Raw genomic sequence first — 26666 nt, forward strand, 5'->3', positions numbered from 1 at the left:
TAGATATGAGAGTTAAGCTCACACTTAGCGGTCTGAAGAACAAGGCCGTTCCCCGCGATCATTTTCATCAGCTTTCGGGTCTTATTTACGCTATGATACAGAAGGCTAATCCCGATTATTCGAAGTGGCTACACGACGAGGGCTTTCTTGACGGAAGCAAGAGCTTCAAGTTCTTCTGTTTCTCCAAGCTAATTCCGGAAAATAATGCTTATATCAAAGCCGGAGATAATGGCGAGATGATTGTCTTCACAAAAGATATCGCTTCTCTGTATATATCCTCGCCGGTGAGAGAGATCATGCAGCATCTAGTGGATTTCTTGCTGCTAAACAGGGAAATTAGAATCCTCAATCATAATCTGGTGATTCAAAACGCCTTTGCATCGACGGAGAGTTTTGAAAACGGAGAGGAGCTCTTCAAATGTATTACGCCGATCGTTCTTTCGACGAGAAACGACGAACATAAGACGCCTTTCTACTTGAGGGCCTATCAGGATCCTGCCCAGTTTGGCGAATTCCTTACTAAGAATGCCAGAGAGAAATTCAGAGTTTTCTCCGGGAGAGAGAGCAGTGTCAGTATTGTTGTCGATGGCGAATATGTAGAAAAAGTCGGGAGGAAGAGCAACATAAGAATCAACATTGTTGACGATATCGAAGTCTTCGGATCCGTTGTCCCAGTAAAGATTTCCGGTACCGGAGAGGAAATTGCGTTTCTGTACGACACGGGCCTTGGAGAAAAGAATTCTCTTGGAATGGGAATGATAGAAATTGCCGGGAAGCGGTTTTGAGTATAAAAGGGTTTTCTTTAGCAAGCTGGTTTTCGATGCGTGTATTTGAAGTGAAGGCCGCTTCGATCAAGTAGGTTATTGACACGGTCTTACCAGAAAACGCCTGTAACCGTCATGAACTGATATTCTAAAGGTACTGTAGTGGCAACTTTCAGACTATTATTTTTATTTTTAGCTATATTGGTTGCTTTCAAAACTTAGACTGACAAACGGGGAAGCCCTTTATAATTCACCGTTCTCTGCGGACAGAGAGATCAAAACCAGATCCCGAAACAAGTTCGGGATGACAGAGTGAGGGGCTTCCAAAAGTCGATGTTTGGATAACTTCCTAAGTTGCAGCAAGACCTTGAATTGGTGAGCCGGTTCTCTTCGCGAGACCCCGACCTTGTAATCGATACCCCGCGCTCCGCGTCATGAACTTGTTTCAGCATCTCTATCCTAAGAGCAGCTGCACGCTTAAAATCAAGAACCCGCTGGTCGCTTATGAAAACCGTGTTGTCCGTCAACGGTCCTCAGCAGCCGAGAAGATAAAAACCAGATCCCGAAACAAGTTCGAGATGACAATGTGAGGCGATCACGAAAACATCACATCACGTCATCTGAACTTGATTCAGAATCTCGATGATCAAAGAGCTGCTGCACTCTTAAAACCAAGGACCCGCTAAACGCTGCTGAAGATAACGTTGTCCGTCAACGGTCCACCGTCCTCCGAATCGGACGTAATGGCGCTACGATTGTGCCGGGACGCAAGGCCGACTCCATCGAGAAGTGATGCTGAGAAGAGCATCCCAGGAAGTGATGCCCTTGTAGAACATTGGACGCAATGCCGGCTAAGAACATGCCGGGACGCAAGGCACTGAGGAGCATCAGTGGACGCAAGGCTGCCTACGGCAAAAAGCCTTCTCAGGTCCACCTTCAAAGGTTCTCCGAGGAGACCAAGAGCAGAAGTGATGACGCTTTCAGTGGGAAGCATTCAGAAGGCAGTCTGCTGGCGCAGGCCAGTCAAAAGGCGAGAATCATCGCCGCCAGTGAAAGCGTTGCCTTCGCCAGTACCACTTTGTGGTGCCACTCTCACCATCAAGCTGAGGCCAGTCACTGCAAGCAGCGGCAACATAGTGACTTTCATTTTGCTTGCTATTATCAGAACTTCAACTGACAAGCGCGTAAGAGACAACCGAAAGGACCGGCACAGATACTAATCTCCTGGCACAGTCTGATACATAAAGACAGTCTCAATATGAGTTCTCCTGGAGGAAGTCGTACAGGATCTCTGCGGTTGTGAAGGCGAGGGCGGTAACGGTGTCGGCCGCCCCGTAGTATATGGCGATTCTGCCCGTTTCGGGGTCCTGAAGGCTGGCGCAGGGGAAGGTGACGTTGGGTACGTCGCCAATGTTTTCGTAAGGTATTCTCGGGTTAAGTATGTAGTGTTTCGACCTTTTGATTACTTTCCAGGGTCTTTCCAGATCGAGAAGAGCGACGCCAGTGCTGTACACGAAGCCGTTGCAGGATGTCCATACTCCGTGATAGATAAGCAGCCAACCTTCCGAGGTCTCTATCGGAATAGGTCCGGCCCCAACCTTGGTCGATTGCCAGCCGGCGGTGGGCGACATTACATGCCTGTGGCAGCCCCAGTGAATCATGTCGGGGCTCTCGCTGTAGAAGATGTCTCCAAAGGGAGTGTGGCCGTTGTCGCTCGGCCGGCTCAACATTGCAAACTTTCCTTTGATCTTCCTCGGGAAGAGGACCCCGTTTCTGTTGAAGGGAAGGAATGCGTTCTCAAGCTGATAGAATCTCTCGAAATCGTAAGTGTAGCCAACGCCTATGGTAGGCCCGTGATAACCGTTGCACCAGGTTACGTAGTATCTGTCTTCCAGGAAGACGACTCTGGGATCGTATCCGTAAACGAATCGGCCGATTTCCGGGTCTTCGACATTAAATTCGATTCTCTCCTGATCAATGTTCCACGAGAGACCGTCTTCGCTTCTTCCCGAGTGAAGCTCCATGACAAGCTCTTTCGTATCTACACGGAATACTCCCCTGAATTCATCTTTGTAGGCTACGACCGCGCTGTTGAAGATGCTGTTTGCGCCTCTCACCGTTTCCCGTGTGATGAGGGGGTTTTTCGAGTATCTCCAGACCGGTTCTAGACAATCTTTGGGTTTCTCTTCCCAGGGGAGATTTTTGAGTTTGTGGCCGAGTATTGTGATCGACAAAGAGATCCTCTCCTTCCTCTCTCCTATATGGCTTTAACCGAGTCCCTTTCGACAAGGGCCGTGGGCAGAACTATATTCCTGAATACTCTCTTCTGGGTGAGTCTCAATCTCTCTATGAGCAGCTGGGCCGCAGCGCTTCCCATTTCGATTCTCGGTTGTGAGACGGTGGTTAATGCGGGGATCGTATAGGGCGCGTGAACGGAATCGTCGAACCCGATCACGGATACGTCGTCTGGGACACGAACACCGTTTTTGTGAAGCTCCTGCATTGCCCCCATTGCCACGTGGTCGTTGACGGCAAAGATCGCCGTGAAATCGATACCGAAATCCCGAAGGTAATCACGGATCGCCTCCTGCCCGTGGTGAGGTTCGAAGCCCCCTATCCTCGCGACTTTCAGATCGAAATCCGAGGTCCTCGAAGCGAATTTTCTCAGCCCCTTCAACCTATCCTTTGAAGCATGCACTCCTTCCTGCCCCGGGAGAAAGAGGACCCGTCTGTGCCCCTTTTCGTAAAGGAATTTCGCAACGTTGTATGCTGCAAAGGAGTTGTCTATGTTTACGGAATCGGCCTTTATTTCTCTTATTGGGGAGTCGACGGCGACAACGACTATCCCGCTCTCTATGAACCTGTTGAGCATGTGCTCGTCGCTGTGAAGAGTCGCAACTATGACTCCATCTACCTTTCGCTGGAAGTATTCGTTCAGAATCTCCTGTTCACGACTGACCATTTCTCTGGCCATGGCAAGCATCACGTTGAAACCGTTTTTGTGAGCATAATCCTCCACTCCCATGAAAATTTCGCCGTAATGGTTTCCCATGGTGTTGGGCAGGAGGACGCCCAGGGTTCTGTATAGGCTCTTCTTTCGAATCGAAGGCATGGGATGGTAGTTGAGTCTGTTGATGACCCTCAACACGCGCAGCTTCGTATCTTCGGAAACATAGCCGCTTCCGTTCAATACCCGAGAGACGGTCGCTATCGAAACCTCGGCTTCGGCAGCGACATCCTTTATCGTCACCATCCAGTCCTTTCCCCCTTTTCGATGAGCAGGGTTTCGTCAAAGATGTCGTACGGCTCTTTCAGCATCTTCTTGAAACCATTAACCGAGCCCTGCTTTATGATTTCTTTCAAAAGGTAGTAGGAAGGTCTCGGAGTAAGGCTTCCATCATTGAAGTCCACACTGACCAGTCCGAAACGCATTCCAAGGCCGGAGGCCCATTCGTAGTTGTCGGTGAGAGACCAGTGCATGTATCCCTTCACGCTGAAGCCCTCTTCAATAAGCGTTTCCACTGCTTTCAGGTGGCCTATAAGATAGTATGGCCTCAGTCCGTCCGTGGCATCGGCGATTCCATTCTCGGTTACGAAGACCGGGATGTCGTACCTTCTCATAGTCGTCTTCAGTATATTGTACAACCCTTCGGGGTAGATCTCCCAGCCGAAATCGCTCGTCGGTCTGCCCGATCTGGAAAGCGAGTTGGGCTTGCAGCCCTGCCCAAATCCCGGCAGGGTTCTGTATCCGCTGTCGCTCTCTTCATCGCTTTCAACTACCATCCGTGAATAGTAATTCAAACCAAGGAAGTCCGTACTATCTTTTATGCGGTCGATAAATTCAAACTGAGCTTTCAGGGCAGAATCGACCGCCCTTTCCTCCCCGTCTATCCAGCTTATAGCGTAGATCAGCCCTACCGGAGAGCTCGTTTCTTTCTTTAGTTCCTCGTATCCAAGTAGATGGGCATTGATTAGATTGTCGCGGGCTACCCCCGCCAGTTCGGGCCTGATTATCGAGGGAGGGAACCCGGAGGCCCTGTTTCTGTATCCAAGGGTAGCCAAGACGTTCGGTTCATTCTCGGTCGACCACATGTCGACGATATCTCCAAGTCTCCTTCCGCAGAGGCCGGCGAATTTACGGAATTCCTCCGCAGTGCGGGGGTCGGCCCAGCCCCCGGCGGTGAAATCGGAGTATCTGTTGACCCTAATCGGTTCGTGGAGCCAAATGGGGAGTGAGAAATGGTTGAGATTGACTATCACCTTCATTCCTCGGTTTCTTATGTCCTCGATGATCCCTCTGTAATGCTCTATCGCTTCAGTGTTGCATATGTCATCCAAATCATCTGTCCATCTCTCGAAAGTCGGTTTGGGGAGGATTCTAGACCACTCCAGACCTATTCGTATTATCTTCATTCCCGCGTCGGCCGCAAGTCTGTGGAACTCCTCGAAACCTGTCCAGTAATTCGGCCCGCTTTCGGGAAACGTCCCGCTGACTATCCCGTTTTCGATGTTCAATTTATCATGAGCCCAGAAGTACCAGTCCGAGCCGCGGTCGATGCTCTCGGGAGAGTTCCTACCCATTTCAAACTGAAATCCCGAAAGAGAGGCACCGAATAGGAAATCTTCGCCAAACATGTCTTCATCTCCTTTGTACGGCAACATAGTGATCCTCTTCAACTTCCACCATTTCATGTTCCGCGTCCACGATGGGATCGAAACACTTCCGCCCGTCTATTTTCCTTTTGTGATCGCTTTCAATATCCTCCCACTTCTTGTCGAGCCTCGGTACTGAAGAGAGAAGTTTGCATGTGTAATAGTGCTGGGGGTTGAAGAAAACTTTGTCAGTTCTTCCCATTTCTACGACATGACCTTTGAACAGTATCACCGCTTTTTCACTCAGATAGTAACCAAGAGACAGGTCATGAGTTATGAAGAGGATTGAAAGCCCCTTCTTTTTGAGGTCTGCGAGCAGGTTCAAAACATCTATTCTTGTAGAGGCGTCGAGCATGCTGATCAGTTCGTCGGCAACTAGAAGGTTCACGTCCAGCAGCAGGGCCCTGGATATCAGGATTCTCTGGAGCTGTCCGCCGCTCAGCTGATGAGGATACTTGCCCAGAATCTGATCCGGATCGAGGCCAACCAGTTTCAGGACCGTGTGGACCTTGTCCATCCAGTCGCTGTAGTGCATCTTCGCAAAGAAGACCGATCTAAGATTCTCGAAGACTCTGTCAACTTTGAAGATAGGATTATACGAGCTGAAGGGATCCTGAAAGACACCCTGGACCTTTCTGTAATAGTCTCTTAGCTCTGCGCCCTTCAGCCCGCTTATATCGCGTCCGTCAAGTCGTATTTCCCCTTCGGTGATTGTCAACAATCTCAAGATCATCTTTCCTATGGTGCTTTTTCCGCTCCCGCTTTCGCCTATGAGCGAGGTGACCTCTCCCTCTTCGATCTTGAATGAGACGTTGTTTACGGCCTTGAGCCTTCCTGAAGAGAACATTCCCGTCTTGAAGACCTTCGTCAGATTAATGAGCTCAAGCATCTAGTTCACTCCCCAGCAGGCCACCCAGTGTGAAGGCTCGATTTCGACCATGGGCGGTTCCTCTTCGCATTTTTCGAAGGCGATCGGGCATCTGTCCTTGAATCTGCAGCCCCGCGGAGGCGAGAGGAGTTGAGGGGGTTTTCCAGGGATCCCTTTCAGTCTCCTATCTGTGTAGTGAACGCCGACCTCCGGCAGAGACGAGATAAGCATCTTCGTGTAGGGATGGACGGGCCTTTTTATTATCACTTCCGTGGCGGCCCGCTCGACAAGCTTGCCCGCGTACATTATAAGAATAGAATCGGCTATCTGGTAGAGGATGGAGATGTCATGGGTAACGAAGATGATGCTTTTGACGAAGCCCTTGTCCCTGAACTCCACGATCATCTCGGCCACTGCTCGCTGAGTCGAGACATCCAGGGCCGATGTGATCTCGTCGGCTATCAGCAGAGAGGGATTCAGAAGCGTCGAGATAACCATTACGGCCCTCTGCTTCATTCCGCCCGACAGTTCTACGGGATACATGTTCAGGACCGATCTATCCAGACCCACGAGATCCAACCTCCTGTTGAGTTCGGGGAGAGTCTTTTCATATCCCACACCGTGACAGGCGAGAAGATCTGAGATGAGTCTCTTGAGCTTCACGGTGGGATTCAAGGCGTTCATGGCATACTGAGGGATTATCGAGATTCTCTTGTATCTGAAGTCGTTCATCTTCCTTTGATCGCCGATTGGGAGTGGATTTCCGTCAAGAGAGGCACTGCCCTCCACGAGTTTCATCGGGAGGCGAAGCATTATGAGGGAGTTGCTCAGAGTCGATTTCCCGCAGCCCGATTCTCCGGCAATTCCTGCGATCTCCCCATCACGAAGATCGAAGCTCACACCGTCCAGTGCCTTTATATCTCCCTTAAGAGTCTGGTAATAGACTCTAAGGCCATCCACGCTTAGAGACATTGTTACAGCTCCCTCAATTTAGGATTGAAGACTTCGTCCAGTCCAGTATTCATAAAGTAGAGCGCGCCGACGATAGCCGTAATGGCTACTCCGGGAGGTATCAGCCACCACCACATTCCGAGCTGAATTGCGCTCCAAAGAACCGCATTCTGCATCATGAGTCCGAGCGAGATCCCCTGAGTCGGGCCGAGCCCGATAAAATCAAGCGTAACGGCCGCGAGAATGGCGCCTCCGAACTGGAGTATGAAGGTCATGAAAAGATAGGACATCATGTTTGGAGCGATCTCCCCAAAGATTATTCTCAGGGGTTTCATACCTGTTATTCTTGCGAGGTCCACAAAGTCCCTCGTTCTCAAAGTAAACGTCTGGGCCCTTATCGCTCTCGCGGCCCATGGCCAGGAGGTGAGCCCTATAAATATGCTCTGGACGAGTATTCCCCTGTATGGCAGATAAGCCGCAACAATTAGAAGGAGGGCCAGCGTCGGTATCACGGTGACCACATTGGTCAACATATTGAGCAGCTCGTCGATCATGCCTCCATGGTAGCCGGCTACGAAGCCGATTAGGACTCCCAGAAGCGTAGCGAGACCTCCGGCAACCAATCCGACCAGGAAGGTTGATCTCAGCCCGTAAACCGTCTGCGAGAAAACATCCTGCCCGAAGGTTGTGGTCCCTAACCAGAACTCTTTTGAAGGAGGGTGGTAACCTGGCCCCGCATAATCGAGCGGTCCGTACTTCGCGAAGAGAGGTCCGAAGATCGCGAGTAAGATGAAGATCACCAGTATGAAAAAGCCGACCTTCAGACGTCCGTTCCTCAGGGCGAAGTATAGAAATTCATTCTTTGTCTTCATACAGTCTCTCCTTCTGCCGTGTGCCTGATTCTCGGATCGATCAGTATATACGCGATATCCAGAATGATGTTAGCCAACAACACGCCGACGATTATGAACAGAAAACAGCCCTGTATTAGGAAGTAATCCTGATTCATTATCGCTTCCTTTAGAAGATGTCCGATGCCGGGGTATGAAAAGACGACTTCGGTAGCAAGAGCCCCGGCAACTATGACACCTAGCTGGAGAGCCAGTCCCGTGATCTGAGGAAGGACCGCGTTCTTATAGGCATACCGTCTGACCAGTCTTCCCGAGGCACCCAGAGACTCCAGGTATCTGGAATACTCGGCCTCGAGTTCGTAGATGATCATGTTACGCATTCCGATGGCCCAGCCTCCAAATTGCACGAGAAAGAGAGAGCTGAAGGGAAGTATCCAGTGCTTCAGGAAATCCCAGATGAAGGTCCAGCTCCAGTTGGGAACCATTGAAAAACTGTAGGCGCCCGCTATGGGAAGAACGTCTAGCGCGACCCCAAAGAACCAGGCCAGAAGTATACCGAGCCACATGTAGGGCGTGGCCGTAAGCACGTACCATATAGGCAAGACGATGCCGTCAAGTTTCTTCTTCCTGGCGGCGAAGGCGCCGAACTTGTTCCCGGCTATATAACTCAACATTATTGCGGGAATCAAAAGGGCAAGATCAAAGGGCAGGGCCCTGGCTATTACCCTCGTAACGGGAGCGCCTGTAACATATAAGCTGACTCCGAGATCGCCTCTGAAAAGGCCCGCCCAAAAAGCGAAATACTGATGAAGAGGTGACTTGTCCAGCCCGTAGATCTCGTTAAGGTAGCCGGCGATTACCTCGGTTGTATCCGATCTGGTGGAAAACCTAGACAGTAGATTCGTAATTGGATTGCCGGGCATGAATCGCGGTATCATCCAGTCTATCGTAACCGCAAATACAAATGTCAGCAGGTAGATTATTATCTTTCTTCTGAAATAGGCTCCCACAGTCTGAGTCTCCTTCCTTTACCCTACCCACGTGATGGAGAGCTTCGCCTTCTTGCCCAACCAAAAGTTATTTTCAGTTGAAAGTGCGATACTCAATCCCTTCCGATCACCCATTTAGATTTCGAGGCTCTTTAGGCTCTCGTTTGACAGAGAGAGGCGATTAGACAGGTTTTTCTTTCTTCATAAATTGCTGAAAGTTGGTTTTTTAATCATGTCTAGAGACTGCGCGTATGAAGACCCGGGTGCAACCTTATATTCATAGGCAGTCCGGCATCTCGATCTCTCCAGTCTGTACCATTATCGCTATTGTCTTTCGGAATTCGGACGTCTTGCCAGAACACTCTTGTTCGTCGCTCAGCGAAAAACAACACTGGGAGCCCGAACATGACAGGTTGAATCTCGCATGAGCCAAACCGTTTAATCTCAGTCTGCCAAAAGCCCCCACGGGCCGGAAGTCCATGGGGGCGAAGATTATACTCTGCTACTTAGCCTCCAGGGCTGTCAGCATGAATATACCACCGAGCTGCCATTTTCCGTTCCACGTACATGGATAGTAGTGAGGGCCATGTTCGCTCGGCCAGTTGGTCCAAACATTGGTACTTGCCTGGAACCACATTCCGTTGAACCAGAGGGGAACGTAGGGAATCTCTTTTAAGAAAAGCTCTTCCAGTTCCGACATGATCTTCTGCCCAGTCTCGTAGTCGTCGACGGGCGTTCTGTCGAAGGCTTCCATCAACTCAAAGGCCTTGGGATTGTTGTATTTTCCGTAGTTGCCCTGAGTCTGCTGTTCTCTGATATCCCAGAATAGCCAGTAGTAGTAACTCCATACTGTGTTAGACAGGTTGCTGTTGAAGTTGTTTATCGCCATATCGAAGTTGCCGCCGTAAAGCTCGTCCTGATACCTCGAATAGTCGGGGAACTCGGCCTTTGCGTTAATGCCCACGGCGTTCAGGTTGTTGGCAATTATCTTTATCGACTCCATCCAGTCGGTCCAGCCGAATGGAACTATTATAGAGAGCTCTATCTTGGAACCGTCCGGCGCCTCGACGAATCCGTCTCCGTTAATGTCCTTGTAGCCCGCATCGGCAAGGACCTTTTTGGAAACCGATGGATCGTACTTGAATCCATACTGCTCGACAACCTTTTCATCGTAATACTTCATCCAGGCGTCGATAGGAAGGAAGCCAAGCGGGTTAGACTTGATTACCTGGTTTTCGAAAACCCTTGTGACTATGTCGTCGGCGTTTATTGCCCAGGCAACGGCCTTCCTGAAGTTAACATCGTCCATCGGCTTTCTGCTGTTGTTTAGAAAGAGAACTGCCGTATTGTCGGAAAGCATGTAAGGCGCGCCATCGAAATATGTGTGGATTCCGTAAGCGGATTTGACGGCGGGGATTCCGGGAAGGAAGAAGTTACTGATATCCAGTTCCCCTTTGAAGATCATACCGAGAGCTACGTTGTTTCCCGAAACGGTGAGGTAGACTATTCTCTTGGGCGTAGGCTTTATTCCCAGCTGCTCGATAGCCCACCAGTTTTCGTTTCTCAAATAAATCATTCTGTCCTGACCGTAACCTTCGGCTGTATAGCAACCCGTTCCAATGGGCCCCTCATTAGCTCCAGTCAGAATTTCGGCTTCCGTCTTGTTTTTCCATATGTGCTCGGGAACCATAGGCAACTGATAGAGCTGGAAAGACCATTGCTGATACAGCGGTTCGGTGAAGTGGACTCGTACAGTCAGTCTGTCCACTATCTCCACTTCCTTCATCCAGTTCCACATGGAGCTGTAATGGACTCCGGGATACTTCTTTGCGATGTCGAATGTGAATTTCACATCTTCGGCATTGAACTCCTCTCCATCCGTCCAGTATACTCCGTCTCGAAGCTTCAGCTCGTAGGTCTTTCCGTCTATCCATCCTCCATCCACTGCAAGCCAGGGTATCATCTCGTTGCTCAGAGGATCGAACATAAACAGGTATTCATAGATTAGACCGTTGGTTCCGGTCATAATCGCCCATGGGGTAAATGGATTCCAGTTGTTCGGTGGACTCCAAAGGCCTCCACCGGCGTACAGAGTTTCCTTTCGATCGTAAACTTGACCAATAGCGAGGCTACTAACGAGTATGATGGCCAGAAGTAATAAAATGAACCTCTTTTTCATATACCCAACCTCCTTTACTTAGCCTTAAGGGCTCCGCTAACATAATATTCCTGAAAACATTTACATATTAAAGCGATCTCAGGCCGATATTTCTCAGAAATCTGGAATTATCATCGAACTATGCGTAATGCTTTCTACATTCACAAATAATTAACGCTATTTCAAGGTAAACCGTGTAGCCTTCCGCATGCATTATCTGAATTATCTTCAGTGAAGTTCGTGTAAGTGTTCTTCTCTCGCAAAAGAGTGACAAAGATGAATTTGTTTTTGCCGTTTTATGCGGAGAATGTTTTTCAAAGGATCCAAATGAAATCCTCGCTTGTGAAAATGGTTTTCATGTATCGGTTCGTTAGGATCGAAATCCTTATTGCAAGAACCCGTCCTTGGATAAGATCAAACCCAGATCCCGAAACAAGTTCGGGATGACAGCTAACGGTTACTCCGAAAAGGCTAGATTCCGTCACTCCGACAAAGCTCCTGGTCGGAATCTCGATAGTATTGCTTCATGGCTCTCCTCGGTGAATGGTGACTACTTTCTTGCTCTTCCAACCTCTGGCCACTAACCTCTAACCTCGTTTATCCCTTCTAAGCCAAGATCCTGAACAGGAGCACTTCAGTGACAACTGGGTACTCCCTCTACCCTCATTCTATACTCTCTCTTATGTCAATACACGAGGACGATCAGCCTAGAGTATTGGGAATACGTCACATTTCGTCATCTGAACTTGTTTTGAAAACCTAGTGGGCTTCGTAAAACCGGCACAATGCGTCATCTGAACTTGGTTCAGAATCTTTCTTCGAAAGTTATCTCGAACACGCTATCGTATCTACTATCCATAACCACTTTTCTCAAAGGCACTAGATCCCGAAACAAGTTCGGGATGACAGAGTGAGGGGCTTCCCAAACGCGCTGCCCGGATAACTTCATAGGTGCATAGAAAACCCGAATTGTTAAGCCGGTTATGTTCACGAGACCCCATACCCTTTAATCGATACCCCGCGCTCCGCGTCATGAACTTGTTTCAGCATCTCTTTCCTAAGAATTGCTGTACGCTTAAAATCAAGAACCCGCTGGTCGCTGATGAAAACCGCGTTGCCCGTCAACGGTCCTCCGCAGCCGAGAAGATAAAAACCAGATCCCGAAACAAGTTCGGGATGACAATGTGAGGCGATCACGAAAACATCACATCACGTCATTCTGAACTTGATTCAGAATCTCGATGATCAAAGAGCTGCTGCACGCTAAAATCAAGAGCCCGCTGAGCGCTGCAAAGAGCCGTCCTTGGTCCTTCGTCCAAAACCATGAACCCGTCTTTTGAAGAGCAGTTGCATGTTGCTTGTTCCAAGTTCAAGCTGAAGTCCCGAGGAAAAAGCGTCAAATGTCGTCATCCCGACAAAGCTCCTGGTCGGAATCTTGGTGCTGCTGCTTCATGACTCTAACCAAGAAGAAGAGATTTCCGCTATTGAACGAATAAAAACTTCTCCTCGGTGAACGGAGAACCGTCCAACGGTAATCCAGCTTTCGTTGCTCTTCCGACCTCTGGCCACTGACCTCTAACCTCGGTTCCCGTATCAAGTTCGGGATGACAATGTTAGGCGATTACGAAAACGTCACATACCGTCATCAAGAAGCCCGACCTTGGTCCTTCCAAGAGCAAGAACCCGTCCTTCGGGAAGAACGGTTCTTCGTTGCTAAGCGTCCAGGTTGTTCTGGGTTTGTCTTCCCGATCAGGCGAGGACTTCTGCGACGTAGTATCCTTGTCATTCAGGTCTTTCAATTGATCTTCAAAGGGTTTGGTTAGTTTTTGGTCGACACTTTACGTAGCTCGTCAAGGACACGTTCACATTCTTTTCAACAAGCCGTTCCGTTTGTTCACGGGTGTGAGCGTTCCAAGCGTATCGTACGCAGCCGCTGACTATCTATAAGAGCCCGCTCGAAAGAATGACTCACCGAGTACAGGGTCGATGGGCTCTGACCAATCGCTCTTTGATCGGTTTGGGCAACGGGATTGTTTTCGGCTTCTCATGCAGCCACGTGGCACCGGAGGATTCACTTTTTCTACTCGGGCAGCGTTATCTTTCCCGACAAGTGGTCTTCGGTCGCTTTCAATATGTTTTGAGAAGCGGGTCGTCCAGAAGGTTTTTGCCCCAGAGCGGCAACTGAACTCTCGGAACAACAAACGCAAGATTTGCTCTGCTTCTTTATCGATCTCAGGAGTGACTGGATATACGGCGCATCCCAGCCACCAAGTATTTTCTTGCTTCCGGCATACTCACCTTCCGGCTGGCGGTGATTAAACTTTTCAGGGACTTGGCTACCAATTCAGCGAATGATTCGACTCTGTCGGCACATCGATAATGGCTGTCAGTCTTGTGCCTTGACAGTGTTCTCGAATAAAAACCAGGCGTGAATACCGGCCCTTTCTGGAGTTTCTATCATTAAGCAGGGGAGGGGGAGTTCATGTGCTCGATCAAAGGTATCGCATAGGCATTCCAGGCCTGGATCGTACAACCGCCAGCGGGAAGTATTTCCGGTAACGCCCCGTACATTTCGCTTTTTAGAGAGTTCTCAAGAGACAAGATGAACTTTTCGGAAAGGTCCGGCCTTCCGTATCTAATTCCCGCTTCTATGGCAAGGAGAGTGGGAAGTGACCAGACAATATCGTTTTTGTCTCCCTCTCCATAATCGCCTGCTTCGAAGGTTTTTAGAGGGAGCGAGTGTATCAGCCCCGGCTCTTTGAAGTAGCCTATCTTCTCCATTTTTGCCAGCAATCTCTCCCCGATTTCTCTCCGGATGAGACCCATGGATAGTGGGTAAATTTGTATAAAGTGACCCTCGAAATTCTCGCTTTTTTCGGCGAGGGCATCGTAAAAAAGGCCATCTTTGCCGTACCAGTCTTTTAGAAACTCACGATCGTATCTTTCAAGGAGCCAAGCCGCAAACTGAGAGTTTTTGAGATCTTTCATCATGTTCGAGTCGCGTAGCTCTTTCAGCATAGAGTATAGCCAGCAGGCGGAATCCAACAGAGCAAATTCGCCAATGATGGGTACTTCTACGATCCCTTCACCCTGAGGATACAGCTTTCGCGAAAGGTGACCGGAAACATGTGAAAGCGCGTTGTCCACAAGTTCTAAGTACTCTTTTTTGGAAGTCTTTACCGCATACTTCAGGGCTAGATAGGCAAAAGCGATTATCTCGTTCATTCTTCCGTAAGCGTATATCCTGCCCGCCGTAGTAACTTCGTGAGGGGCCAGGCCGTTGCCAAATTTCGCGAGATTGTCTACTGTCTTTCCCACAAGTTCCAGCATGGGTGTTTCGAGCAGTCCGAGGCAGGTATAGACTCCATCGATCCCGAACCACCAGGGGAACTCTCCCAGTCCAGCGACAAATCCGCATCCCACGTCTCTTTCGAAGAAGAGTTCAAGAGCTCCAGTCCTTGCCCAGAATGGTATAGTGTCCTGGAATGGTGGAAGATATCGACGGTTGTGTTCCTGCCGCTCAAGGAGGTATTGTTCGTAACCCTCTTTCCCGGGTCTGCCCAGAGCAATAACCGCTTCAAGACTGTCCCTTTTGCTGAGTTTCAGCCAGTCGCCTTCCGATGTGGCCTTTCCGTTCACTTTGACGAAAGAACTCATGCCCTCTAATTCGCGCCATACGATCGTGTCCCGGTCTTGCTTCTCCACTCTCAGCGAGATGTTTCCAGAAGGTCTGTCTTCGAGCCACACTAGATCCATCTCCTGTCTGAGGCAGAACTCGATCCTGGCACGACTCTCAATTCTGATGGATATAAGTGGCCGTTCAGGGTGGGCAAGAATCCGGAGGTCGGCCCCGGGATAGTTGACAATTCGTTCCGAGACTTTGTTCTGAAAGCCTGTCGGCGAAACCCTCTTTCCATTGAGCGAAAGAAAATACGAAGAGAATAGCCTGTAGTTATCTAGCCAAAACCCGCCCATCTTTCCCTTCAAGTGCCAGCCAATGTTTTCTGCGTTTCCGTCGATACCTCCAAAAAAATATGCCCTTCTACCTGCCACGTAGTAGTTAAAATTATCCATCAGCCTTTCACCCCGGATGAAACGCCTGTATCTATGAACTGCCTCTGGAAGATCAGGAAAATGATTATCATGGGAATCGTCATCATTATGGAAGCTGCCATCATATACTGCCAGTACGTATAGTAACTTGTCCGGTAAAAATCAAGGCCCACAGTTAGGGTAAACATCTCCTTTCTCGAGGTCATGAGCAGCGGCCAGAGAAAGTCGTTCCAGGTGCCGACAAAGATGTATATTGCCAATGCTGAAATGGCCGGTTTTGAGATTGGCAAGACGACTTTGAAATAAGTCTTGATTATCGAGGCGCCATCGATTCTTGCGGCCTCTTCCATCTCCCTGGGAATAGCCATGAAGAACTGCCTCATCAGAAAGATCCCAAAGACACCGGTTAGCTTGGGGAGAAAGAGGCCGTAATAAGTGTTCACGAATCCGAACCTCACCATGAGGTTGTAATTGGGTATCAGCGTGACGTGACCGGGGATCATGAGTGTGGCTAGAAAGAGTGCGAACCACAGATCCCTCAGCGGAAAACGCAACCTAGCGAAGGCGTAACCTCCAAGGGCATCGAAGATAAGGTGGCCAATTGTTACCAGCGCGGCATAGATGATCGTGTTAAGTATCCATCTGGCGTAGGGCGTGATCTTGAAGACTTGTACGTAATTCTCGCCGGTAGCGGGCGCTCCGAAAAACTCCGGAGGCCACTTAAACAAATTTATCTCGGGAGGCCACTTCATTATATCCGTACCCGTTGTCACACCGTTTTCGGTGTATCTCATAGGAGTGAGAGATACTATGGCCGACCAGAGGAAGGGAAAGAGCGAAACGACCGCATAGAGAATCAACACGACGTAGGCGATAATCATACCAATCTTTAGTTTTTTCTTCATGTAATCGCCCCCTTAAAAATACGACTCTTCCTTTATCAGTTTGCGCTGAAGGGCAGTGATCGCGAAAATTATCAGAAAGAGGACCATCGCGATCGCAGAAGCATAGCCCATCCTGTGATATTCAAAAGCGTTCTTGTATATGTAATAGGAAATCGTTATATTTCGCATGTTTTTGATTAGGAAGTATATCTGGTCAAAAACCTGCAGACAACCTATTATTCCCATTATCGATACGAAGAGCATCTGAGGTCTGAGAAGGGGCACAGTGATCTTCCAGAAGGTCTTCCAGAATTTCGCCCCATCGAGCTGGGAGGCCTCGTAAATGGATGATGGAATACTCTGCAGCGCGGCCAGAAAGGTTATCATGAAGTAACCGGCTGTGGTCCATATGTTCATCACCATAATTGCTCCGAGAGCCGTATTCGGTTCATTGAGCCAGTCAACGGCCTGAAACCCGAACGTTGAAAGGAACCTGTTCAAAACGCCGGGCTTGGAGTATATAAGCCAGAAGATCATCGAGATAGCCGCGGAAGAAGAAATTGAAGGGAGGAAGAAAACCGTCTTGAAGAATCTCTGTCCCATGATTTTCATGTTGGCGGCTACGGCCAGGAGGATTGCCAGTAACGTCTGGATGGGTACGACTACGATGGAATAGACAAAGGCGTTCTTTAACGAGATCCAGAAATACTGATCCTTGAACATCTCTCTGAAATTCTTTAATCCTACAAATTCCGGCACGTATCTCGTGAAGAGTTCACTCTTTGAGGACATGTATTCCTTCATGAAGTCTTTGACAGATACCGAACTGTTGAGCTGGCCTGCCAGAAAGTCTTCTACTATTTTGTCCGTATCTAGAAAGCTACTTACGGCTTCCTTTTGCTCTGCGTTCAGTTTTACCCCCATATCCAGCGTCAAGAAAGTCACCGGGTCAAAAAGAGAGAGAAGCTCATTTTTGACAAGTCCTTCTTCATCGGGGAAAACGCCCAGATGAAATGAAACGGATTCTTCAGGGACGAAGGTCATGTTGAATTTTTGGGCTTCCGTGGGCTGGTAGTTGGTGAAGCTGTAGTACAAGCCTGCGAAAACAGGATAGATCGTGAAGATCAAGATGGTGATTATTATAGGCGCTGCGAAGAGATAACCAACCATGGCTTCTCTCGTTTTGAAATTCAGCTTCATATCCTCACCCCTCTAAAGAGATCCGGGCGGATCGCAATCCGCCCGGCAAGAGACAGGTTATTCGGCTACCCAGCCCGGATAATTCTCTTCGACAAAGGTTAAAGCTTCGGAGAGGCTGATTTTCTGATAGAAGAGATCCTTTAACAACGAGTTGAGCTGGTCGTGTGCTCTGGAAAAAACTCCGCTGGGTGTCTTGACCTTCCAGGGAGTGCCATACTCCGCGCCTCTGTAGAATGCCTGTTTCGTTGGATCGGTATCCTTTTCAGCGTTCTGTATGTTGGAGGCCAGTACTCCCGCTTCGCTGACAAACCGTTCTTGTCCCTTCGTAACAAGGAATTTCAAGACTTCCCAGGCTGCATCCTTGTTTGGAGTAGTTCGGTTTATGCTCCAGGAGACCGTATAAACCATCGTTGACTTCTCAATAAGATGCGGCATCTCGACTATACCGGTGTTCTTCAGAACTTCCGGGTAATCGCCGGCGAGGAATCCGATGGTCCAGGGGCCGGTCATCGCCATAGCCACCCTTTCCTTTCCATAAGCTTCTCCAATCCAACCAGCACCCAGGTTTGCCGGTTCCTGAGCGACTTTGTACTTGTTTACCAGATCGAGATAGAAATTGAGGCCGAATTTGGCATCTGGTTTACCCAGAGCTACGTTTAGATCCTCGTCAACGATGTCTCCGCCTGTTCCATAAACAAAAGGTAGTATCCTATTGAGATCGGCCGCAAGAACCAGAGGGGTTTCAAAGCCTTTTCTCTTGAGTTGAAGAGCCTTATCAAGCATGTCGAACCAGGTGTCTTCGTCTGTAGGGTAGGCGACATCGTACTGGTCGAATATTTTCTTGTTGAAAACAAGCGCAAGGGTCGAAAAGTCCTTCGGGATCCCGTAGATCCTATCTTCGTACTTGAAGGCTTCGATGAGATTGGGGTAGAACCAGTCGATGTCGAAACTATCGTCTCTTTTGATGTATAGATCTAGTGGAAGGAGCATATTCTGCTTGGCCAGTTCTTCGAACCAGAAGGCTTCAACATAGAAGAGATCAGGAGCGGTGCCAGCAGAATACTGGGTGATAAGCATTTGCCTGAAGTCCCCCGGTATAGGCTGCCATTCGACCACGATATCCGTTTGCATGTTGTTGAATTCCTCGACGTTCTTCATTATGACGGCCTCTTCAACAGGGTTTCCAGGCCAGCCGCTGATTCTGATGTTCGTGACCCCTAATACCATGAGTCCAGCTAACAAAACAAGACTTACCAATAGAAATCTTTTCATACTAAACCCTCCTTTTCAGGCGTCCAGCGCCTTGGATATTACTAGAACAGTTCCTATAGACCACAGCTGAGGTGAGCAACTTGTTGGATATTCAATCAACTTTCCAGATGTTTCAGATACTGACAGACCGCTAAAGAGCTCGGGGAGGCGATTGTCATGATGTTTGTCCTTCACTTTCAACAGATCCCGTGCGAGCTGTCTGGCCTTTTCGCAAAAACCATATTTTATCAGGCCAAGCATAATCAGTGAGTTGTCGTGCGGCCAGACACTTCCGTTGTGGTAGGAGAATGGATTGTAACGCTTCATTTTGCAGGAGAGCGTTCTTATCCCCCATCCGGTGTATAGTTCATCGGAAAAGAGACGGTTCACCAACGCCTCGGCTCTATCTTCGTCCACTATGCCCGTCATTAGGCAGTGCCCGGGATTTGATGTTATTGAATCGACCGGTTTCTTGTTTTTATCCAGCGCCGTAGCGAAGTAGTCTTCGCTCTCCAGCCAGAAGTCCCGGTTGAAATTTTCTTTCAGGGCGGCTGCCTTCAGTGCATACACAGCTGCGCTTTCTCCGTCCTCAAAGAGAGTCATGAGTTTTTCGAGACAATTGAAGGCATCATACAGATATCCCTGGACCTCTACTGGCGCCAGTGGAGGCTCTGCCAGCCTACCGTCGGAGAAGCTCACGGAGTCGGCGGAATCTTTCCAGCTCTGAATAGATAGACCGGTGCCTGAAGGTGCGAATTCGATGTATCCGTCGTTATCTAGATCAGCGTAAGTATCGATCCATTTGGCAGCTGCCATGATGCTGTTTTTTATAGATCTTATAAAGTTCCAGTCATTAGTCTGCGAGTAGTACCTGTGTGAGAGCATAATGAACAAGAGCGTCGCATCGATCGATCCGTAGTATCTTTCAAAAGGTAGCCTTCCAGCTAGCGATAGTTCATTCAGACGGGTTTCATGAACGATCTTTCCGGGTTGTGCTTCGGTCTGGCTGTCTTCTTCTTTACTTTGAAGATGAGTATGCACCGTAAGGATATTTCTCGTTATTTCAGGAAGAAGATCCACGGTCTGGAGGCCAAAGATAAGGCTATCCCTCCCAAAAACCGTGGCGAACCAGGGTAGGCCTGCGCCTGGAAAATCACCGTAGACTGTGGGAATCATGAGCATTTTCAGATCTCCCAGTTCCCTTTCATCCAGCAGCGAAGTCTTTTTGATAGGCGCAATATCCTTCACCGGTCTTTCGGACAACATCTTCTTGAAAACAACGTCCTTTTTCACATATTTGCCGAGCCTCAATTTCCCGGATACTCTCTCAATCTGACCTGGTCTAACTTCCAGAGAGAGTGAAGTCAGAGAGTTCTCAACGGTATCCCTTTCGAGGTCGGTCTCATATCGAAAACTCCTCGGTGGAGAAGAGGAAAGAGTTCTCGAGCTTTCGAGCTCATTGTATGAGTCATTCTTTTTCCTCACTGAGAAAATGTCTTCGAAGACGCAAATGATATCATATTCGAAAGAGATCCGAACTTCTTCCAGAGAATAACTCCTCACCGTCAACTCTGCTTGAAGAGCATTTCCTTCAGCCCGGAGACATTCGGAGACTGCGATATCGTAATGTGGAATTCCCGGTTTTGATCGCCCCAGATAATGGGTTTCAATTCTGTCCCAGGAAAAATCTGTGTGTAGTCTTCTGAGCTTGTGCGAGGACTTTAATATCATTCTGGATATGAAACGGGTATCCTCCAGATAAAGTCCGGCCGCCTTTTCATACTCGCAGTCGATGATCCCTCTGTCATCGGTAACTACCATGAGGTTTCCGTTCTTGAAAACCTTCATCTTTTCACCTCTGAGGATTCTCTGACAATTAGCTCGACCGGAAGAATCGTCGTTTCCGTGTGGTCTTCGGATATGAGTCTGATAAGATTGATAGCGGCCCTTCTTCCGACCTCGTCTATTGGCTGGTGGATCGTTGTCAGAGAGGGCGAAACGTCTGATGAAATGGGAATATCGTCAAATCCCACGACTGGCAGAGAAACCCCCTCTTCCCTCAAGGCTTTCAACGCGCCAATCGCCATCAGGTCTGAAGCAGCAAAGATGCCGTCGAACTGGCCAAGGTGTTTTTTCGTTATTTCGAAGCCGCTCTTTTCAACGAAGTCTCCATTGCGGCCGAGAAAGGTGAAATTCATTTCCTGCGCCGCTTTTTGAAAGCCGCGTTCCCTCCATAGAGAAACGCTTTGATCGGCTGGGCCGTTTATAAAGAGAACATGCGAGCAACCTTTTCGGGCGAGGTGCTTCCCTGCAAGATACGCACCTCCTTCATTATCGGTATCTACAAATGAGATGTCTTTATCTTTTTCGTTTCTACCGACTGCCACAAAAGGAATGTTCCGCAATTTGAGAAAGTCCACTCTTTCGTCTTCGTTTTTCAAGTCAAGTACCACAAATCCATCCACCAGTCTTTTGTCTGTGAATACACGGTAAGTATCTATCACGGAGTTATGTGGTTCGTCGGTTGTCAGAATAAGATGGTAACCGAGACGACTCAATTCGAGCGAGGTCTCCCTCAAGAAAATCGAAAAATACGGATATGTGAAGAGATAATCGGCGCTGTGCGGAACAATAATCGCAATCATCTTCGTCTGCTGGCTTCTAAGGCTTCGCGCCTGCTGATTTGGCACGTAGCCTAGCTTGCTTATTATACTTTCAACTCTCTCGCGGGTTTTAGCTGATACCTTCTCGGGATTGTTTATTACCCGGGAAACAGTCGCCGTAGATACTCTTGCCATCTTCGCTATTTTGGAAATGTTAATGTTCATATAAGCAACTCCTGCAAAAGATGTAATCGATTTCAATGTAATCGATTACATTATATAGACAGTTAGTTTTTAACAACAAACACAAACGCCGGCAATTTGCAGGCATTTTTCCTGTTTATTCATTAATAGGGACGAATGTACGGTTTTTTCTCACTGTACGGGAAAATTTGGCAGAATTCCATAATTTCTCGATATGAGAAATGTGAGTAGTCTCGCCGGTTGTCTCGAGAGCAGTTTCAGGTTACCAATTTCAGAGCGGGATGCTGTGGGCATTGACAAGAGACTGACAGCGATGTGTTCAGAAGCTTGCGGCGGACTATATACTTATGTTTTCACTCTCCATATCGAAAAGCATCAGTGCCATGCAACCTTGTGGCCCAATATTTAGCCTGTGAACCAATAATACAAAAACCTCACTTACCATCCCTTGGTGTTGTGACTCCATTTTCTAAATTCAGTCGTCTTTGGGGATCAGGATACCAGGAGATAGACTCTTGTTGTTGAGGTCTCCCTGGTCCTCCCTGACCGCTGGCCCATCCTTCGAGCAGAGCCGCCCGACTCTGATGAAAACCACGTTGTTTGTCAACGGTCTACCGTCCTCCGAGAGGATCAAAACAAGATCCCGAAACAAGTTCGGGATGACATTGTGAGGGGCTTCTTGAAGCCGCTGCTCGGATAATTTTTTTCAGTTGCAGTGAGCCCCTGAATTGATTGCCGGTTCTGTTCACGAGACCCCATACCCTGTAATCGATACCCCGTGCTCAACGTATCTGAACTTGTTTCAGCATCTCTATCCTAAGAACCGCTGTACGCTAAAAGATCAGTTGCAAGTTCTCAGTTCCAAGTTGAAAGCATGAGAGACTCTGAGCGCTGTGAAGAGCCGTCCTTGGTCGTTCGCTGTTTGTTAGAATAAGAGAGGCAGGGGATGCAAGATAAGTCCAGTCCATCGAAAGAGCATGAAGAACAGATCCTCTCTCTGGAACGAACAACTTCTCCTCGGTGAACGAAGAACCGTCCAACGGTAATCCAGCTTCCGTTGCTCTTCCAACCTCTGACCACTGACCTCTAACCTCGGTTTTCATACCCTTCTTTATCCTTTCTCGTCCTTCTTCCTCAATTCTGGCCTCACTATGGTCCGTTGATTTCCCTTTCAAAACTGTCCGATCAGACATTAGCATATCTGGCCTTTTCTGTGCTGAATCCGCTGTACTCATCATAATTCCAGTGGAGATCACAATCATCCGAATTAACTGTCAGTGAGGTATAATCAAGTTAAGCTACATCTTCTGAGAATAACGACACGGGTGTTGAGGTGGAACCACTGTGGATAGGAGCAAGAAGCAATATCGAGCAGAAACGAATAAAGAGAAAGTTCTTGACAATATTAGCGGGCACGATGCTCTTCTTATACTGAAAGCCTTGGCCAAAGAAGATCGGAGCATTGCAAAACGTATTGAACAAATTGCATTGGAACACCTGCGTGATATAGATGTTGAAAACGTTGCTTCTCAAGTGTACTGTGCGTTGGAAGGAATTGAAGTTGAGGATCTTTGGGAGCAATCAGGCAGTACAAGGTATGGTTATGTGGAGCCATCAGAGAGAGCGTGGGAAATGTTCGAAGAGACTTTAGAACCATTCACAAATGAACTGAACAAATATCTCGATCTTTCACTGGAAAACGAGGCGAAGAATTACTGCGCAGGCATCCTGAAAGGAATAAACCAGTTCGGTAAAGAATCAACATCTCAGTTCAAAGACTGGGCCGAAGATGCTCCAGATGAGTTTTTCGAAAGGGTCTTGGATGACTGGAAGAAGGCTTGCAAAACGCCTGAACTCATACAGGAAGTGGAAGACTTCATCAAACATAGTCTGGGGAACTGACCGTCTTGACGAAGCCGAGCAAAGGGTGGCAGTATGGATGAAAGGCGCACACATCTATTGATCTTCACAACAAGCCAGTAATCGATTGGATCGACACAGGATTCGAAGATGGCGCCAAAGATAGCTGATACTTTAAGCGATTCAAGCGCATTCTTGCAGAAAGTTCATATGATTCCGACAAGTTCTGTCCTGGAGGACTGGCTTAATATATTTATACAAACAGAAGGAGAGGTTTGGCTCTAGAGAAGCAGGGAGAAATCCTTGACAATTAACTGTTCTGAAAAGCCTTCACGTGATGAGATGCAAATAAAACTGAAAGAAGAGATAAAGAGAAGCAATTCAATACTTGAAGGAACCCTTAATCTGGAATTCATTGGGTAAAAGCCAAACAAAAACTTTTGCTTCATCTTCGAAATTGATCTCTTCTCTTAATGATTCCTGATCCTGACAAATTCCCCAAATCAACCTCAACTCTCATTTCCGATAAACTGCCGATATATTTCCGACAATCCATATCTTCGATTCTTGTTTGAGGGATCGAGCACTTCGAGGAAGCCTTCTTGGACCCACTTATTCACTATATTTCTGACCATCCTGTCCGAAAGTCCCAGGTTGTTTGCCAGCTCTCTTACAGTCAAAGAATCTCTTGAAGAGAACATGGAGAGTACATTATTCTGCCTATGGTCAAGTCGTCTCAAGAGCATGGGGTCTGAAGGAATCGCTCCTTGAGCGAGAACTTCCTTTCCAGCTGCTTCGAAAACCTTTGCAAGCAATTCCACGAAGTATCCAACCCAACCGGTTAGATCGGCCTTCTCTCTCCCCTCGTAATAATTGTGGTGGGGGTGGGTAATGAGAGAGGAGTAGTAGAGCCGAAGGTTGCGAGCGTGGTACTCCTCGAGAGAAAAGATTCCGTTCAGTCCATAACCTCCCCTTTGAAGAATGAAGGTGGACAATAGTCTTGCAGTTCTTCCGTTTCCGTCGTAGAAGGGATGGATAGTAACGAACTGGTAGTGAACGAGCGCTGCGATCAGCGGGACCGGGGTCATATTCCGGGCCTCATGCTCCCAGTTAACGAGTCCTTCCATAAGCTCTGGAACATCCTTAGCTTCCGGAGGAAGGTAGATGATTGCATTAGTGAGAGAGTCTCTTATTACGTTTTGTTCGGTTCGGTAAGCAGAGGGCTTTGCTCTGAGACCCTTCTCGACAATCGAGTGCGTTTTCTTCATGAGGAACTCATCGAACGGTCTGAGTTCCTTAGCCCACTCCTCGATTTTGAGGAGAGCATCCCAATAGTTCTTCACTTCTCTTGAGTCTCTAGCTCTTTCCTGGATAATCCTTTGATTCTTCACGACGTCGCGCGCTTCCTGAAGAGTCAGGCGATTACCTTCTATCTGTGTTGAAAAGTGTGTTGATCGGATTCTTGCGCTCTCTCTTATTCTTGCAAGAGAGCTTAAAGGAATCTGCGCGTTCTCCAGTTGAACCTTTATCTTTTCTATTGTCATGAGATCGGCCGCTATCTTGTCGGTAATTGAATACCGTGGGTCCCACTTGATTCTCACAAGTATCTCTCCTCTCATCGCAGTTCAATTATACTAGATTTCCGATAAACTGCCGATATATTTCCGATAAATGGAAATCAAAGATCACTTTAGAGGCCAGAGCGAAGAGAATAGAGGTGTGAAGATCAAAATCATTCCACAACTGCACTTACCGTTATGGTGAAATAGGAGCCTTCCTTCGTACCTTCGTCCCAAAGCATAAACCAGTCCATAGATATGATCGAGAGCGCTTGAGAGGACAGAAGGCATCTTTCCAAATGAATCTGTCTGAAAATACCAGCAGATCGTTGAGTTCAGATGAAGCCCTTTGCGTTTACGAAAACTTGTCAGAAATAGTGTAGATTATCTTCTTGGGAGGAAATCCTCAATAAGAAGCCATTTCCAGAGAGGGATCAGCTCAATGGTCTTGTCGTGAATCTTCAGCGTATCTTCAATGTCGCTGTTGAGAAGTATCCTGCGCGATCTGTCGCCCTCGAATTCGAGTAATCCCCGGAGTTCACGTTCTCTCAAAGCGGGATCATCAAGATTTGACATTGTGACATTGATGACCAGATCGCCAGTTCTTCCAGAGGCGACGAAATCAACTTCGGTTTTGTCAGTCTTCCAGAAAGTCACTTTATAGCCCCGCCTCAAGAGCTCTAGAAAGACAATGTTTTCTCCATCTCTTCCATAGTCATCAGTGAGCGGCTTGACAACGGCTTTTCTCAGGCCAGTGTCGACGGAATATACTTTTCTTGGGTTGATTAGGGCCTTCTTGACGGAATTCGTATGAAGCTCTACTTCAAACAATATGTATGCTTCCGATAGGTGCGACATGTTCTCCGAAATTGTGCTGGTTGAAGTCTTTCCCGAGGTCTGTTCGAGAGCCTTCTGTATTTTTCTGTAGCTCAAGAGATTTCCGCTGTTTTTCAGAGCATAGAGCGCGATTCTCTTTGTAAGCAGAGCGTCTCTGATATTCCAACGCTCTACGATGTCCCTGTATATGATGTCGTCGAAATATGCCTCGAGAATCTTTGTCCCATTTTCTTTCGGGGAGTTAAAGAGAATCTCAGGAAAGCCTCCGGAATCCAAATAACTGAACAGCAGATTCTTGATGAGATCACTTTTGAGTTCAATTGAAAGCGAGGAGACTTCAATTCCCTTCGATCGCACAAAGTCTGGGAACGAAAAGGGCAACAGAGTCAGATCTATGTGCCTTCCTGTCAACAGCGTTCCAAGCTCTTTGGAAGAGAGCTTTGAAGATGAGCCGGTAACAATGAATTTGACCTCTCCTGACTCTCTGTAAGTCTCTATCCATTGCTCCCAGCCTCGTATATGCTGGATCTCATCGACAAACATGTAGGTCTTTCCAACGGGATTGACCCTCTGCCTGTAAAGCCTGTAGAGTTTTTCAAGAAGGACCGGTGTTTTCTCTTCCATAGAGAGAGAGACATCTTCAAGGTTCAAGAACAGAAAGGAGAGTTTATCAACAGATTCTAAGAGCTTTCTGTACACAAGCTTAAGAAGAGATGATTTGCCTGACCGTCGTGGTCCTTTTACAATCTGCACGAAATTACTGTCGAGAAATTCTTCAATCTCACCGATCTCTCTTCTGTAAACAAGTTCCGGCAAAGACCGATCTTCCCAGTAATTCCATCTAGCAAGGACGGAAAACATCTGTTGGTCTGTCATATCAACCACCTATCAAAAATTGACCTTTATAACAAACACATTGTAGCATAAGTGACCAGTATATAGAACACTATTTTACTTTATTTTTGAAGAGATCTTATAATA

Annotated in this window: 20 protein-coding genes; 3 read left to right on the top strand and 17 right to left on the bottom strand. The window is 47.9% G+C overall.

The features are described 5' to 3' along the window. The first annotated feature begins 5 nt into the window (after positions 1 to 5). A complete protein-coding gene (cas6, locus tag V513_RS08860) occupies positions 6 to 785 on the top strand; it encodes a CRISPR-associated endoribonuclease Cas6 (RefSeq protein WP_099772442.1) in 780 nt (259 codons plus the stop codon). Between the two features lie 869 nt (positions 786 to 1654). After that, on the top strand, positions 1655 to 1984 hold the full coding sequence (locus V513_RS13865) for a hypothetical protein (protein ID WP_180274863.1): 330 nt from the start codon (positions 1655 to 1657) through the stop codon (positions 1982 to 1984). A gap of 33 nt (positions 1985 to 2017) precedes the next feature. Here the strand turns inward: V513_RS13865 and V513_RS08880 are convergent, their stop codons facing one another. The 15 genes from V513_RS08880 to V513_RS13870 form a co-directional block, all read right to left on the bottom strand. Continuing rightward, positions 2018 to 2998 (bottom strand): glycoside hydrolase family 130 protein, encoded by a 981-nt coding sequence (locus V513_RS08880; protein WP_099772446.1) that lies wholly within the window; start codon positions 2996 to 2998, stop codon positions 2018 to 2020. 23 nt (positions 2999 to 3021) lie between these two features. Further along, positions 3022 to 4017, bottom strand: a complete 996-nt coding sequence (locus V513_RS08885; protein WP_006489306.1) for a LacI family DNA-binding transcriptional regulator — start codon at positions 4015 to 4017, stop codon at positions 3022 to 3024. Then, positions 4011 to 5426, bottom strand: a complete 1416-nt coding sequence (locus V513_RS08890; protein ID WP_099772447.1) for a glycoside hydrolase family 1 protein — start codon at positions 5424 to 5426, stop codon at positions 4011 to 4013. The genes V513_RS08885 and V513_RS08890 overlap by 7 nt, the downstream gene beginning before the upstream one ends. Beyond that, positions 5404 to 6306, bottom strand: coding sequence for an ABC transporter ATP-binding protein (locus tag V513_RS08895; protein ID WP_099772448.1), 903 nt, complete (start codon positions 6304 to 6306; stop codon positions 5404 to 5406). The genes V513_RS08890 and V513_RS08895 overlap by 23 nt, the downstream gene beginning before the upstream one ends. Then, positions 6307 to 7257 (bottom strand): ABC transporter ATP-binding protein, encoded by a 951-nt coding sequence (locus tag V513_RS08900; RefSeq protein WP_099772449.1) that lies wholly within the window; start codon positions 7255 to 7257, stop codon positions 6307 to 6309. Between the two features lie 2 nt (positions 7258 to 7259). After that, complete coding sequence (locus tag V513_RS08905; protein WP_099772450.1) at positions 7260 to 8108, bottom strand: ABC transporter permease; 849 nt, start codon at positions 8106 to 8108, stop codon at positions 7260 to 7262. Beyond that, positions 8105 to 9097 (bottom strand): ABC transporter permease, encoded by a 993-nt coding sequence (locus V513_RS08910; protein WP_099772451.1) that lies wholly within the window; start codon positions 9095 to 9097, stop codon positions 8105 to 8107. The genes V513_RS08905 and V513_RS08910 overlap by 4 nt, the downstream gene beginning before the upstream one ends. 481 nt (positions 9098 to 9578) lie before the next feature. After that, the gene (locus V513_RS08915; RefSeq protein WP_099772452.1) at positions 9579 to 11255 is read right to left on the bottom strand and encodes an ABC transporter substrate-binding protein; all 1677 of its coding nucleotides are present in this window, start codon (positions 11253 to 11255) and stop codon (positions 9579 to 9581) included. A 2439-nt stretch (positions 11256 to 13694) separates the two neighbouring features. Beyond that, entirely contained in the window at positions 13695 to 15308 is a 1614-nt protein-coding gene (locus V513_RS08930) for a glycogen debranching protein (RefSeq protein ID WP_257212033.1), read from the bottom strand. Further along, positions 15308 to 16192 carry a carbohydrate ABC transporter permease gene (locus V513_RS08935; protein WP_014731204.1) on the bottom strand — a complete coding sequence of 295 codons (885 nt, stop codon included), beginning with the start codon at positions 16190 to 16192 and terminating at the stop codon, positions 15308 to 15310. The genes V513_RS08930 and V513_RS08935 overlap by 1 nt, the downstream gene beginning before the upstream one ends. Before the next feature lie 12 nt (positions 16193 to 16204). Continuing rightward, complete coding sequence (locus tag V513_RS08940) at positions 16205 to 17371, bottom strand: carbohydrate ABC transporter permease (protein WP_099772455.1); 1167 nt, start codon at positions 17369 to 17371, stop codon at positions 16205 to 16207. Positions 17372 to 17428: 57 nt separating this feature from the next. Then, positions 17429 to 18643 (bottom strand): extracellular solute-binding protein, encoded by a 1215-nt coding sequence (locus V513_RS08945; protein WP_099772456.1) that lies wholly within the window; start codon positions 18641 to 18643, stop codon positions 17429 to 17431. Positions 18644 to 18658: 15 nt separating this feature from the next. After that, on the bottom strand, positions 18659 to 20470 hold the full coding sequence (locus V513_RS08950; protein ID WP_099772457.1) for an amylo-alpha-1,6-glucosidase: 1812 nt from the start codon (positions 20468 to 20470) through the stop codon (positions 18659 to 18661). Further along, a complete protein-coding gene (locus V513_RS08955; protein WP_099772458.1) occupies positions 20467 to 21450 on the bottom strand; it encodes a LacI family DNA-binding transcriptional regulator in 984 nt (327 codons plus the stop codon). Before V513_RS08955 ends, V513_RS08950 begins: the two co-directional genes overlap by 4 nt. Positions 21451 to 22262: 812 nt before the next feature. After that, positions 22263 to 22622 carry a hypothetical protein gene (locus V513_RS13870; RefSeq protein WP_180274853.1) on the bottom strand — a complete coding sequence of 120 codons (360 nt, stop codon included), beginning with the start codon at positions 22620 to 22622 and terminating at the stop codon, positions 22263 to 22265. Positions 22623 to 22773: 151 nt separating this feature from the next. On the opposite strand from V513_RS13870, the gene V513_RS08960 reads away from it, so the two are divergent. Further along, the gene (locus V513_RS08960) at positions 22774 to 23331 is read left to right on the top strand and encodes a hypothetical protein (RefSeq protein WP_099772459.1); all 558 of its coding nucleotides are present in this window, start codon (positions 22774 to 22776) and stop codon (positions 23329 to 23331) included. Between the two features lie 467 nt (positions 23332 to 23798). Here the strand turns inward: V513_RS08960 and V513_RS08965 are convergent, their stop codons facing one another. Together V513_RS08965 and V513_RS08970 are read right to left on the bottom strand one after the other, a co-directional pair. Further along, positions 23799 to 24890: a Fic family protein gene (locus V513_RS08965; RefSeq protein WP_218962702.1), complete on the bottom strand. Its 1092-nt coding sequence runs from the start codon at positions 24888 to 24890 to the stop codon at positions 23799 to 23801. Between the two features lie 342 nt (positions 24891 to 25232). Next, positions 25233 to 26561: an ATP-binding protein gene (locus V513_RS08970; RefSeq protein WP_099772461.1), complete on the bottom strand. Its 1329-nt coding sequence runs from the start codon at positions 26559 to 26561 to the stop codon at positions 25233 to 25235. Positions 26562 to 26666 lie beyond the last annotated feature (105 nt).

Origin of the sequence: Mesotoga sp. H07.pep.5.3, from assembly GCF_002752615.1 — a bacterium.
GTDB classification, from domain to species: Bacteria; Thermotogota; Thermotogae; order Petrotogales; family Kosmotogaceae; genus Mesotoga; species Mesotoga prima.